Source organism: Herbidospora yilanensis (assembly GCF_001570565.1).
In the GTDB taxonomy this organism is placed as follows: domain Bacteria; phylum Actinomycetota; class Actinomycetes; order Streptosporangiales; family Streptosporangiaceae; genus Herbidospora; species Herbidospora yilanensis.
In genome coordinates, this window is sequence record NZ_BBXE01000050.1 from 20,026 (window position 1) to 33,337 (window position 13,312).

At 65.3% G+C, this 13,312-nt stretch carries 10 protein-coding genes and 1 tRNA gene; 6 read left to right on the forward strand and 5 right to left on the reverse strand.

The window, feature by feature from the left end:
- Window positions 1–3: 3 nt before the first annotated feature.
- Window positions 4–300 (reverse strand): WhiB family transcriptional regulator, encoded by a 297-nt coding sequence (locus tag AW273_RS34290; RefSeq protein WP_030456252.1) that lies wholly within the window; start codon window positions 298–300, stop codon window positions 4–6.
- A 287-nt stretch (window positions 301–587) separates the two neighbouring features.
- On the opposite strand from AW273_RS34290, the gene AW273_RS34295 reads away from it, so the two are divergent.
- Window positions 588–2,795, forward strand: coding sequence for a transglycosylase domain-containing protein (locus AW273_RS34295; protein ID WP_063910205.1), 2,208 nt, complete (start codon window positions 588–590; stop codon window positions 2,793–2,795).
- Between the two features lie 64 nt (window positions 2,796–2,859).
- On the opposite strand, the gene AW273_RS34300 is transcribed toward AW273_RS34295, so the two are convergent.
- Window positions 2,860–3,315 carry a GatB/YqeY domain-containing protein gene (locus AW273_RS34300; RefSeq protein WP_062357606.1) on the reverse strand — a complete coding sequence of 152 codons (456 nt, stop codon included), beginning with the start codon at window positions 3,313–3,315 and terminating at the stop codon, window positions 2,860–2,862.
- 81 nt (window positions 3,316–3,396) lie between these two features.
- Between AW273_RS34300 and AW273_RS34305 the strand changes: the two genes are divergently transcribed.
- Together AW273_RS34305 and AW273_RS34310 are read left to right on the forward strand one after the other, a co-directional pair.
- Window positions 3,397–4,299, forward strand: a complete 903-nt coding sequence (locus AW273_RS34305) for a metallophosphoesterase (RefSeq protein WP_062357607.1) — start codon at window positions 3,397–3,399, stop codon at window positions 4,297–4,299.
- A gap of 46 nt (window positions 4,300–4,345) precedes the next feature.
- Window positions 4,346–4,422 (forward strand) — tRNA-Pro (locus AW273_RS34310).
- A 474-nt stretch (window positions 4,423–4,896) separates the two neighbouring features.
- Here AW273_RS34310 and AW273_RS37660 read toward each other — a convergent pair.
- From AW273_RS37660 to AW273_RS38280, 3 genes are all read right to left on the reverse strand, one after another.
- Window positions 4,897–7,101, reverse strand: coding sequence for a hypothetical protein (locus tag AW273_RS37660; RefSeq protein ID WP_157556448.1), 2,205 nt, complete (start codon window positions 7,099–7,101; stop codon window positions 4,897–4,899).
- 112 nt (window positions 7,102–7,213) lie between these two features.
- Window positions 7,214–7,906 carry a DUF3800 domain-containing protein gene (locus AW273_RS39455; RefSeq protein ID WP_198168509.1) on the reverse strand — a complete coding sequence of 231 codons (693 nt, stop codon included), beginning with the start codon at window positions 7,904–7,906 and terminating at the stop codon, window positions 7,214–7,216.
- A gap of 895 nt (window positions 7,907–8,801) precedes the next feature.
- Entirely contained in the window at window positions 8,802–9,038 is a 237-nt protein-coding gene (locus AW273_RS38280) for a tyrosine-type recombinase/integrase (RefSeq protein WP_062357611.1), read from the reverse strand.
- A 610-nt stretch (window positions 9,039–9,648) separates the two neighbouring features.
- Here AW273_RS38280 and AW273_RS34330 point away from each other — a divergent pair.
- From AW273_RS34330 to AW273_RS34340, 3 genes are read left to right on the forward strand one after another with little or no spacing between them, the layout of a single operon-like run.
- Window positions 9,649–10,095: a (2Fe-2S)-binding protein gene (locus tag AW273_RS34330; protein ID WP_062357676.1), complete on the forward strand. Its 447-nt coding sequence runs from the start codon at window positions 9,649–9,651 to the stop codon at window positions 10,093–10,095.
- Entirely contained in the window at window positions 10,088–11,068 is a 981-nt protein-coding gene (locus tag AW273_RS34335; RefSeq protein WP_062357613.1) for an FAD binding domain-containing protein, read from the forward strand. Before AW273_RS34330 ends, AW273_RS34335 begins: the two co-directional genes overlap by 8 nt.
- On the forward strand, window positions 11,065–13,272 hold the full coding sequence (locus AW273_RS34340; protein WP_062357615.1) for a xanthine dehydrogenase family protein molybdopterin-binding subunit: 2,208 nt from the start codon (window positions 11,065–11,067) through the stop codon (window positions 13,270–13,272). Before AW273_RS34335 ends, AW273_RS34340 begins: the two co-directional genes overlap by 4 nt.
- The last annotated feature ends 40 nt before the right edge of the window (window positions 13,273–13,312 follow it).

Below are 13,312 nucleotides of genomic sequence, written 5' to 3' on the forward strand. Positions count from 1 at the left end.
GGATCAGCCGGCGATCAGCTCGTTCGTCCGTTCGTACTCTTCCTTCGCCATCTCCAGCAGGTCGCGCCAGGAGTCGACGTCGGGCCGACGGCGCAGGAGGGCGCGCCTTTCCCGTTCGGTCATGCCGCCCCAAACCCCGAACTCGATGCGATTGTCCAGCGCATCGGCGAGGCATTCGGTCCGGACAGGGCATCCTCGACAGATCAACTTCGCCCGGTTCTGTGCGGCGCCCTGAACGAACAGAGCGTCAGGATCCGCACCTCGACAGGCGGCACGGGAGGTCCAATCCGTGATCCACATTTTTCGACCCCACTCCCCTTAGGTGGTCAGTCGTGACTTCTGGGGCCGACGGGCGCGGTCGCCGAGCCTCCTTATTCAGTTGCCGCAGAGGAGAACGTACGAGACGCGGAGTCCGAATGGACAGACCCGCAGGGACCAAATTTGGCGGCCGGTCGTGTCCGGGTATGACTAGTCATGCCAAGCGAGGGTAATGCGGCGTGGTGCGTTTGGTACCGAATCTCCCCTTGCTTCGACGTACGCTTAGCTCCGTGCAAGCTTCAGGCAAAGCCCGCTTCGGGAACGCGATCTTGACCCTCGTCAAGCTCATCGCCGCCGCCTCCATGGCCGGCGTGCTGGTCGCGGCCGTCGGGCTGCCGGCCATCGGTGGGGCCGGTTTCGGCGCCAAGTCGGGGGTCGAGTCGCTGCGCATCGAGGCGGAGGAGCTCAACGAGCCCCCGCTGCCCGAGAAGACCGTGCTGCTCGACAACGACGGCAAGCAGATCGCGCAGTTCTACTTCCAGAACCGCGAGTCGGTGCCGCTGAGCAAGATCGCGCCGGTGATGCAGCAGGCGATCATCGCGATCGAGGACTTCCGGTTCTACGAGCACGGCGCCCTCGACATCGAGGGCACGATCCGCGCGATGACGAAGAACTTCTTCGGTGGCGGGGTCGTGCAGGGCGGCTCGTCCATCACGCAGCAGTACGTGAAGCTGGTCATCTTCAACTCGGCCGAGACCGAGGAAGAACAGCTCAAGGCGATCGAGGCGACGTACACGCGGAAGCTCAACGAGATCCGCTACGCCATGGCGATCGAGAACAAGTACTCGAAGGACGAGATCCTCAACCGCTACCTGAACATCTCCTATTTCGGCGACGGCGCCTACGGCATCGAGGCGGCGTCCAAGCGCTTCTTCGACAAGCACGCCTCGGAACTGGAGTTGCACGAGGCCGCGACGCTCGCCGGCGCGGTGCAGAACCCGAGCCAGACCGACCCGGGCCGGGGCAAGGAGTACCGCGCGCGGCTGCTGTCCCGCCGCAACACCGTGCTCGACCGGATGGCGGAGCTCAAGAAGATCACCCCCGCGCAGGCGACCGCGGCCAAGCAGGAGAAGCTCGGCTACAAGGGCGAGAAGATGCCGGGTGGTTGCGAAGACAGCTCCTACCCCTACTTCTGCCTGTACGTCCAGAACGACATACTGAACAACCCCGACTTCGGCAAGACCGAGAAGGCCCGGCGCGACTTCCTGAACCGCGGCGGCCTCACCATCCGCACCACGCTCGACACGAAGATGCAGAAGGCCGCCGACGACGCGATCAAGAAGTACGTCTACGCGAGCGACGAGCAGGTCGCCGCCGAGGCGCTGGTCGAGCCCGGCACCGGCGCGATCAAGGCGCTGGCCGCCAGCCGCAAGTTCGGCGACAACAAGAAGAAGAACGAGATGAGCTACAACCTGGCGGCCAACCGCGCCCACGGCGGCGGTTCCGGCTTCCAGGCGGGCTCCACGTTCAAGGTGATCACCCTGCTGACCGCCCTCGACGAGGGCATGAAGCTGAACGACGGCTTCGCCACCGGCAAGACCTACGACATCCCGACCAACGCGCTGTCGCCGTTCCGCGACTGCAAGGGCAACCGGACCGGCGAGACCCACCAGGTGTTCAACTCCAGCGAGGGCGCGGGCGGGTTCAACACCCTCCAGACCGGCACCTGGGGCTCGGTCAACACGTTCTTCATGAAGCTCGAAGAGCACGTCGGCCTCTGCAAGGTCGTCAAGATGGCCCAGAAGCTCGGCATCGAGCGGGCCGACGGCGCGAAGCTGCGCGAGGTGCCGACCTTCACCCTCGGCGTCAACGAGATGGACCCGGTGACGGTCGCCAACGCCTACGCCACGATCGGCGCCCGCGGCAAGTACTGCGCGCCGATGGTCATCACCGAGATCGTCGACCGCGATGGCAAGGCCACCAACTACAAGCCCGACTGCGACCAGGTGCTCGACGAGAAGGTCGCCGACGCGGCCAGCTCGATCCTCAGCGGCGTCTTCACCAAGGGCACCATGTCGGGCGTCGGCGGCATCGGCCGCGACGCGGCCGGCAAGACCGGCACCACCGACGGCTACACCGCCGCCTGGTTCGCCGGCTACACCCCCGACCTGGCCGGCGCCGTGAGCATCGGCGACCCGCGCGGCGCCTTCAAGTACGACCTCACCGGCGTCACCATCGGCGGCCAGCCCTTCCCGTACGTCTACGGCGCCTCCATCTCGGGCCCGATCTGGAAGTACACGATGATGAAGGCGCTGAAGGGCGTGCCCGCCACGAACTTCACGCGGGTCGACATGTCGGAGTTCGGCGGCTGCTCGCCCGGCTTCTGCCAGCCCAAGCCGAAGCCCAAGCCCGACCGCGGCGGCGACCGCGGTGACCACCGTGGCGGCGACGACGGCGACCGCGGCGGCCACAACGACGGCGGCGACGTCTCCCCGCCCGACGACGGCGGCGGCGTCATCATCCCGAACACCGACTGACGAGAACGGCTGAGGGCCCTGCCCCGATCGGGGGGAGGGCCCTCAGCCGTTCCGTACGGGAGGATCAGCCCGCCAGCCGCGCCTTCACCGCCGCCGCGACCCGGCCGCCCTCGGCCCGCCCCGCGACCTTCGGGTTGACGACCTTCATGACCTGGCCCATGGCCTGCGGCCCGGCCGCCCCCGTCTCGGCGATCGCCTCGTCGACGAGCACGGCCAGCTCGGCGTCGGAGAGCTGGGCCGGGAGGTACTCCTCCAGCACGGCCTGCTCCTCCAGCTCGGCCTTCGCCTGCTCCGCACGCCCCGCCCCGGCGAACGCCTCGGCCGCCTCGCGGCGCTTCTTGGCCTCCTTGGTGAGAACCTTGACGATCTCGTCGTCGCTCAGCTCACGGACGGCCTTGCCCGCGACCTCCTCGACGTTGATGGCGGCCAGCGCCATGCGGATGGTCCGCAACCGGATGTCGTCACGAGCCTTCATCGAAGTCGTGAGGTCGGCCTTCAGCCTGTCTTTGAGAGCGCTCATGGCCCACTATCTTGCCGTGTCCCAGCCCGGGATCTCTCCGGGTTATCCCGGGCTCACCCGGCGTTCGGGCATGATTGGGATGTGCGGAAAGTCGTAGCGGTACCTCTGGGAGTTGTCGGTCTCGGGCTCGCCGGGCTGGGCTACGCGTCGATCGTCGAGCGCAACTGGTTCCGGCTGCGCCGCTTCGACGTGCCGGTCCTGGAACCCGGCCGCCGCCCCGTGAAGATCCTGCAGATCTCCGACCTGCACCTCACCCCCGGCCGCACCCGCCTGATCAACTGGGTGCGATCCCTGTCGAGGCTCGAACCCGACCTGGTGGTCAACACGGGCGACACGATCTCCCACCCGGACGCGATCCCGTCGTACCTCCGCGCCGTCGAGCCCTTCCTCGACCTTCCGGGCCTGTTCGTGTACGGCTCCAACGACATGTACTCGCCGCATTTCAAGAACCCGGCCCGCTATCTGTGGCGGACGTCCAAGACCGAGAGCAAGAAGCGCAACATCCCCGACCTGCCGTGGCTGGAGCTCGGAACGGCCATGACGTCGGCCGGCTGGCTCGACATGAACAACACGACGGCCCGGCTGAAGGTCGGCGACCTCGACGTCGCGGTCGGCGGGATCAACGACTCCCACATCGACCTTGATCGCTACGACCGGATCGCGGGCCCTGCTCCCTCTGACGCCGATCTGCGCCTGGGGGTCATGCACTCTCCCGAGCCTCGGAACATGACACGCTTCGCCGCCGACGGCTATCAGCTCCTGCTGGCCGGGCACACGCACGGGGGGCAACTCTGCATCCCCTTCTACGGGGCCCTGGTGACCAACTGCGGGATCGATCGGGCCCGCGTGAAGGGTTTGTCCCATCACGAGTCGGCGTGGCTCCACGTGTCGGCTGGGCTCGGCACATCGCCCTTCGCTCCGGCGCGGTTCGCCTGCCCGCCGGAGGCGACGCTGCTGACTCTGGTGCCGCGCGTGGCGCGATGACGCAAGCGCGGCGAAAGTCCGCTAGACTCAACGAGGCAGAAACCACCGGGGTGTAGCGCAGCTTGGCAGCGCGCTTCGTTCGGGACGAAGAGGTCGTGGGTTCAAATCCCGCCACCCCGACCAGGTAGTTGCAGATCAAGGGCCTGATCGCTGGAGACAGCGGTCAGGCCCTTGATTGTTTAACCGCCATATGACTGTCGGTCTGAACGCTGCCAGGGGGCACTGGCGGGTTCAAACGAGTTCACCTGGGTACCTTGATCAAGACAGCCTGGCCCCGAACCTTGATGGTCGTTCAAACTGATGGCGCAGTAACTGAATCGAAGAGACAGCCACGGCGCCCTTCAACGTGCCTCATCGTCAGAACGGCCGGCGAATCCCGCCCGCAGCGAAGCACTTTCAGGTCTTGCTCGAGCAACTAGGCTGAGAGTAATACTAGTGCCCGCGCAGCAGAGCAGGTCTGGCCCCGACCGGCCCTGCCCCACTCCATCCGCCCTCAGCGCATCGAGCCCGGATTCTGGAAGTGCGTAAGACGCCTCCGTGGGACCGCCGAGCACGCGCCGACTAACCTTGATGGTCGGCGGCTATCGAAAAGTACGGCTAATCCTGCTCCCCCTCCTCGTCCTCCGGCCCACCGGACCTATTACGCTGAACGAACTCGAGCACGTCGAAGGCGCTCTGCTGGAGGTCGAGCCACTCCTCTGGCGAGCCAAGAAGAGGTGGGAACGAAACCCTACTGCCCAATTCTTCAAGAGTCTCCAACGAACGCTTCGCGTAGCTCAGCCAGTCGTGCAGGCGCTTGCGCTCTTCAACGATGAGCTGTCCCGTGGACATCTCCGTTGGGACGAAGACCGTTGTGGAATCTGTGGTGCTGTCGGCGGCTTCATCATCGGTGCCGCTGCTGCCAGAAGGGCGGCTCTCCTGCGGTGGCTTGGCCCATGCGGTCATCCTTCGAGCGCGTTCAGGGTCGGAGGCGAAGACAACATCCCATGTTGTAAGCGCGACCTCTCTTTCGTCCTCCCGAAGGATCCGGTCAGGCGCCTCGAGATCGACGGCCACGTGCACATAGGCATCATCCCCAGTGGCAGCGTCACGCAGGCCCATCTGGCGCGCACTGCTTGCGTTGCGGGGGAGCAGATCATGACGAAAGCGCTGTGCCGCGTGCGCCAGTATCCACAGGCCTAGTTCGTTGTCCTTGCGAGCCAGCCCAGCGATGACGGTCGACACATCCGCGCGGAATGGGACCTTTCCAGGAGCAGGCGTGACAGCTACAGCGGAGCCGACGTTCCGGGTGAGTAACTTGTCAGCTATCAGTGCGACGCCCCCTGCCACCACTAGTGTGCAGCGCGCATTCACGTCACCAGCGAGTGCTGGCTCGACCAGACTGAGAAAGTCCGCTGTTGGTACAGGCACCCAGCCGTCAGCTAGGACATCTTCACATAGCACTCCGCCATTGCTCCAAGCATTGCGAGCAGGCTTCATCGCCGAGCTCTTAGCCGCTCTCCAGGGTAGGTCGATGACAGGGCCAAGCAGGCCGGCGTACCCCTTGGTGGACATACGGCGCTCGTTCTTGATCTCCTTTGCTCTGGCTTTCAGCTGCTCATGGAACTCAGGACGAGTTAAGGTGTGGAGCAGGCAAGTCGCCCGCCATAGCGGTGTACCCGGGATCCTCTCATCACCATAGACCCGCGGTGTGGCAGCCTCATTTGTACGCCCGATGGCGAGGGAATAGATGTCCCGAAGTTGCTCCTGGTCTCCCAGGGCAGAACGACGGCTCTGCGCGAAGAGCTTCAGTGCACGGGTGACGACTTCGAGGTTTTGAGCCGAGTCGTCCCACGGCTTGAACTCAACGTGAACTGAAGCGAGGATCGAACGCACTGCGTCGTCAAACACGTCTTCGGGAGCGAGCGCTCCGCTCGTGTGAGCTTCTACTCCTATAGTGAGGTGGACGGGCATCAGATACGTCTGGGCGATCTGAGCCATCCTGAGGGAGAGGCCCCCACCTTGGGACTCTCTATGGTGCTCCTGCCTGAGCCGTTCACGATAGGCGGCCCTGCTGCGGTTCATCCGGTCTGAACGTGACGTCCCTAAGGATGTGCCCGACTCACTGAAAAGGACCTCCACGGCGAGATCGGCCGCATCAGTTGGTGTTGCGGACGGACCCGCGAGAACCTTCCAAGCGCTGGCGAGCCTGGTGATCCCATCCCGTGTAGCGATTACGTGGAGAGATTCCGAACCGTCCTCGAATTCGATCAACACGGGGTGCGCTATCAGCGCTCGGGTGACGCGACGCGAGAGAATCGATTCCTCGTAGGAGTTAAGGTGCAGCGTGACAGAGATCGTCTGCCACACGTGCTGCTGAAAATGTGCGAGATCGCGGTAGCGGTACCTGATGACCGCCTGTGGCTTGCCATCCTTAGCTACCCCGAAGACCTGCGGGTCGGGAACATCAAGAGCTTCCTGACCCGTCCTCGGTTGAATACCTGGGAAGAGCTCGGTCATCCACATACGTGAATGCACCGACCGGAGCGTCGCGCCGTCGACATGTTCCTCCAACAGCAGCCCCGCGCCTTGGGCCTGCTCTAGCTGGAGGGCGACGACATCCGGGCGCACACAGGCACGTGCTACGGCTTCCCAAGACTGCTCGGAGACCGAGACAAGTCCATGTCCGACCGCAGCCTGCAGCATCCGTGCGTTGGCCTCGGTGCTGGGCGCCGGAGGCAGTTCCCCTAAGAGGGAGGAGATGACAATTTTCTCGCGCCCCCATGTGATCTCTGCTGGCTTGCCAGCATCGGCCGTCGCCATACTATCTCCACCTTTCGCCAGGAATATGGAAGACTGAAGCTGCGGTCTTGGCCCGGTTTCGGTCCAGGTCCTGCCCGGTTGGGCCCGGCCGCAAGGTCGGGCCCAACCCTTCTTAGAGGGCTGTAGGTCCTTGCGCTTGCGGAAACGACTGCTTGAACCAGTCCCACATAAAAGACCGGTTTCGATTGACTGCGAGGCTCTGGTGGGCCGTGTAGGCGACGAGGTCTGCGGCCTGTAACAGGCCGCATTGCGCCGCCGGAAGGAAGAGGGGTTTTTCCTCGATTCTGCAGTTCACTGCCGACAGGTAGTGGTGCGCCCTCCGGAACGACGGGTCGGTCCCGTCCCCATCGATGAGGACCTCTGCCCTTTGGTCACTCTCGGCAAGATCGCGATTAAGTTCCGTAATCATGGCCAGATAGAGCTCGGGCCTGTCCGTTTTGTGCAGCAAAGTACGTCTATAAGCGACACGGATGCAGATACCAGGCATATCGGCAACTACCTGGAGGCCGCGCCAGACTACGTTCCGTAGGTACTGTCGATGCCTCTCCCGACTGCGACCGTACTCGTTATAGGAGTGCAAGTGTAAACCGCGTCCGCCGATCAATTTGACGGCATGCAGAGGAACATGTGCTGGAATGAGACCCTCACAAGCGATTTCCTCCCGAAAGCGGGCCCAGCGTATGTGTGCCTCGGGTATGAAGCGATTTTCGAGATCCAGTGCAGCGAAGATCATTAAGGCTCGGCTGTCCCCGGAGTCGTCGACATAGAGTGTCCGGTCGCACGCGTTTCGATCATGTTTGCTCATTGAACACTCCGGTTGTGCAGCCCCTGTCGATTGCTGGAATGCCGTAGATGAGGCTGCCGACCAAGGCGAGACCGAAGCCCGGCCCTCGTTGGCCTCATTAGCCAACCCGAAGGGCGCCACATATTTACCGCGAGAAGGTCAACTTAGCATCTCCACAAGTGTCGATGTGTTGATTTTTAGGACTTCTTCGACCCAAGGGGAATTGAGGTAGGTGCCCGGCAGTCGTACAGCTCGCCCCTCGTTGAGGGTTCCATGCAGTTCAATAGAATATAAAGGGTGGCATTAAAAGGAATTATAGTCAGGCCGAAATGTTAGAATCCAGCACTCCATGTCGCTCTCGGGGGTTGACGCTAATTCTTTAGCGCGGACTTTTAGCCACTCGCCCGCCGACAGACTCTGGCGGCGACGGACAAGCCCTATGCCTCCTGCAGCACTTACCAAAGGCCATAAACGCATTTTTCGGCCAGCCGCTTCTGGCGGGGGACATTTCCCTATCATGGCGGCCCTGACTCAACTTCAAGCAAGCGACCGCTTGGTGGCTGAGATCCACCTGCGCTCCGCTCGCTGCAGTGCAGCTGTATGGACGGTCACATATAGCGCACGGACGACCAGTACGCGGCCGGGGTCGACTCCATCGGCCGGTTAGCGTCTAGGAAGACCTGGGTACGTTGCGGTGTCGCAAATAGGCATGACAGTGACATGTCGCCTCCTTGACCCGCAGCTCGATCAGTTCTCCCCACCTCAGGCCGGTTTCGATCGCCGTCTACACGAGCAGTTGGGAGTCGGCATTGGGAAGCGCCCGGTAGAGCACGTCGAACTGCTCTGGCGTGATGATCGCGCGAGGCTACCTCGGTACGGTGGGCGTCTTCACCCCGCGGCCAGGGATGCAAGTACGTCACTGGTCGTTGAGAGCGGTCGTGAAAATCGCGCTCAGCAGGACCTTGGCGTACTTGATGGTCGCTGGACTGACACCGTTCTTCTTCATGCGCGCGACCCAGGCGCGGACGTGCTCGGGAAGGATATCGATCATCCGCATCGTGCCGAACTCGGGAATCAGATGCCGGTGGACCGTGTAGGTGTAGCTCTGCCGTGTAGTGGCCTCGATTTCATGGTTTGGCAGCCAGGTGTCCAAACACGTATCGCTCGAAGGTCTGCCGACCCCGCCGTGGGTCGCCCACTCGCCCCTGCGCGACCGGACTCTCGGCGTCCAGCCATGCCCTGTCAGCCTCTTCCTTGCTGGAGAACGTCCGGCGGACTTCTCCATCTCCTTGAAGTCCATCTAGTCGACCGCGTACCGGGGCTTGCCGTCCCTGCCGACCCGCTTCCGGGAGTATCCCAACCTGTCGATCACCTCCTTGATCGTTGACCGTCATTTGACCGTTAGACCCTCCGTCATCCGTGGGCACTCATGGTCGCCAATGGGCACTGCAAAAGCCGCTTCTACCTGGGATTTTCCGCGCCGGAAGCGATCTGACCAGTGCTCGAATGAACGTGTCATCCCCGTTCGGGACGAAGAGGTCGTGGGTTCAAATCCCGCCACCCCGACGGTGTAGTACCAGGTAAAAGGTCTGATCCACTTCGTGGGTCGGGCCTTTTTCTGTTGTCATGGGTCTCAGGGAGCCAACTCGTTCCCGCTTGCCAGGAGCAGGTCAGATCTCCCCCATGCACACGTTGATCCTCGTCCGTACAGGCTTGTGACCGTCCCCACCCCAATGGTTAGCGTCGCTACAAAGGGGGACCTCATGACCACGCTGACCGTCAACGGCACGGAATATCCGCTGGACCTGGCCGACCCCAGGGTCACTCTTCTCGACGCCCTCCGCGACAGGCTCGATCTCACCGGCACCAAGAAGGGCTGTGACCAGGGCGCCTGTGGCGCCTGCACGGTTCTCTCCGATGGGCGGCGTGTGCTGGCGTGTCTCACGCTGGCCGCGCAGTGCGACGGGCGGGAGATCACCACGATCGAGGGCCTGGAGTCCCATCCGATGCAGGACGCGTTCGTCCGGCACGACGCCTTCCAGTGCGGTTACTGCACGTCCGGGCAGATCATGTCGGCCGTCGCGCTGCTGGGGGAGAACCGGGCCGGTACGGATGCCGACATCCGCGAGTACATGAGCGGCAACCTGTGCCGCTGCGGGGCCTACTCCAACATCGTCGCGGCCGTGCGGGAGGTGGCCCGTCATGCGTGAGTTCCGCTACGAGCGGCCGACCACGGTCGCCGAGGCGATCAGGGCGGTCGCGCACGATCCGGAGGCCGACTTCCTGGCGGGTGGCACGACCGAGGTCGACCTGATGAAGGACGGCGTGCTCCATCCCGATCTGCTGGTCGACATCACCCGGCTGCCGCTGCGCGGGGTGCGCAGGAACGGCACGATGCTGCAGGTGGGTGCGCTCACCACCATGGAGGAACTGGCCGCCGACCACACGCTGGCGGAGCGGGCGCCCTTCGTCGTGGAGGCGCTGCTGCGGGGGGCTTCGGTGCAGTTGCGCAACATGGCGACCATCGGCGGCAACCTGCTCCAGCGCACCCGTTGCCGCTACTTCCGCGACCCGGCCGTGCCGGCGTGCAACAAGCGGGAGCCCGGTTCGGGCTGTGAGGCGGTCAACAGCGTGGCGCGGATGCACGCGATCCTCGGCGCGAGCCCGGCCTGCATCGCGCTGCACGCCTCCGACCTGGCGGTGCCGCTGGTGGCGCTCGACGCGGTGGTGCACATCGAGAGCGAGGAGGGCGAGCGGCTCGTCCCGCTGACGCAGTTCTACCTGATGCCCGGCGAGACCCCGGACCGGGAGAACGTGCTGCGCCACGGCGAGCTCATCACCGCGATCGACATCCCGCTGCCGCCGGAGGGGACCCGGTCGCTCTACCTGAAGATCCGCGACCGGGCCTCGTACGAGTTCGCGCTCACCTCCGCCGCCGTGGCGGTGATCATGGACGGTGCGGTGATCAAGGATGCGCGGGTCGCCATGGGCGGGATCGGGACCATCCCGTGGCGTGGCTTCGAGGCCGAAGAGGTGCTGCGTGAGGCCCCCGCCACCCCCGAGACCTTCCGGAGCGCGGCCGACGGCACGATCCGCGACCCGTTCCTCGTGCCGGGGACCGCGTTCAAGGTCGAACTGGCCAAACGCACCCTGATCCGCGCCCTCACGGAGGTGACCTCGTGACGACGATCCAGCAGCCGCGCATCCTGGGGGCGGGCGTCGACCGCGTCGACGGCCCGCTCAAGGTGACCGGCCAGGCCAGGTACCCCAACGACGTCAACCTGCCCGGCATGGCCTACGCGGCCGTGGTGCGCTCCACCATCCCGTCCGGGAGGATCAGGCGCATGGACACGACGGCGGCCGAGAAGTCGGCCGGCGTGCTCGAAGTGATCACCCACGAGAACGCCGACCATCTGGGCGAGGCGCCGGCGACGTTCATCAAGAACCCGCAGCCCCCGCTCCAGGACGACGTGATCCGCTACTACGGCCAGTACGTCGCCGTCGTCGTCGCCGACACCCAGCAGAACGCGACCGCCGCCGCGGGCCTGATCGAGGTCGAGTACGACCGCCACGAGGCCCTCCTCGACCTGCACGACCCGAGGGCCGAGCGCATCAAGGACCCGTGGGGGGAGGACACCGCCTGGGGCGACGTCAGGACGGCGCTCAACCGGGCCCCGGTGGTGATCGACCAGACGTACACGACCTCGGAGAACACCAACAACCCGCTGGGCCTGTTCACCACTCTCGCGGCCTGGGACGGCGACACCCTGACGCTGCACGACTCCAACCAGTGGCCGAACATGATCCAGCAGGTGGTGGCCGCGATGTTCGGCGTGCCGACAGACGCCGTGCGGGTGCTGACGCCGTTCGTCGGCGGCGGGTTCGGCGCCGGGCTGCGCTGCTGGTCGCACATCCCGCTCGCGGTGATGGCCGCCCGGCACGTCGGCCGCCCGGTGAAGCTGGAGCTGACCCGGCCGGAGATGTTCACCGGCCTCGGCCACCGCACCGGCAGCGTCAACTGGATCAGGCTGGGCGCGACCCGGGACGGCCGGCTGACCGCGATCGAGCACGAGAGCCTCACCACGCTCCCGCTCGACGGCGACGAGTACGAGCCCTGCTCCTCGGTCTCCACCTGGTCCTACGCCAGCCCCAACGTCACCGCCCGCGACCAGCAGGTCAGGCTCAACATCCCGTGGACGAACTTCATGCGCGCCCCCGGCGACGCCCAGGGCAACTTCGCGCTGGAGTCGGCCATCGACGAACTGGCGTGGGAGGTCGGGCTCGACCCGCTGGAGATCCGCCTGCTGAACTACGCCGAGGTCGACCCGAAGACCGGGCGGCCGTGGTCGAGCAACGCGCTGCGGCAGTGCCTGGAGGTGGGCGCGCGGCGGTTCGGCTGGTCAGAGCGGAACCCGGAGATCAGGTCGATGCGCGACGGGCACGAACTGGTCGGCTACGGCGTGGCCGGGGTCAGCTTCTTCTGGTACCAGCAGCCGTGTTCGGCCAAGGTGATCGTCAGGGGTGACGGCTCGGCGTACGTCCGCAGCGCGGTCACCGACATCGGGACCGGGACGTACACGATCATGGCCCAGCTCGCGGCCGGGTTGCTCGGGCTGGAGGTCGAGCAGGTCGAGATGCAGCTCGGCGACTCCTCGATGCCGGTGGGCACGGCCGCCGGCGGCTCGGGCCTGACGGCGGCGCTCGGCAGCGCCGTGCACGACGCGTGCGGGCGGCTGATCCAGAAGTTCGTCGACCTGGCCGGGACCGACCCGTTCTCGCCGCTGGCCAACGTGCCGTTCGAGGACGTCTCGGTGTCGGAGGGCCGCCTGTTCCGCAGGGGCGAGCCGACGCGCGGGGAGTCGCTGGCCCGCATCCTGGCCGTCCACGGACTGACCGAACTGTCGGCCGATGGGAACTCGACGCCGAACTCGCCCGACGAGCTGGGGATGACCCCGGCCGGGGCACGCGGCGCCCGGTTCGTGGAGGTGCGCGTCGACGAGGACCTCGGGCGGATCCGGGTGGCCAGGATCGTCACGGTCAACGACGGCGGCCGGATCCTGAACGAGAAGCTGGCCCGCAGCCAGATTCTCGGCGGGACCGTCGGCGGCGTCGGGATGGCGCTGTTCGAGGACACGGTGACCGACAAGGACACCGGCCGCATCGCCAACGCGACCTTCGGCGACTACCTGATCCCGGTGAACGCCGACATCCCCGACGTGCACACCGAGTTCGTGGGGGAAGCCGACGCGTTCAACCCGATCGGCGTGAAGGGCGTCGGCGAGATCGGCCTGGTCGGGGTGGCGCCCGCCATCGCGAACGGCGTCTTCCACGCGACCGGGAAGCGCATCAGGTCGCTGCCGATCACCATGGACGAGCTGCTGGATTGATCGGAGGCAGGGCGGCCGGAAAGCCGACTGCAAGCCGGAT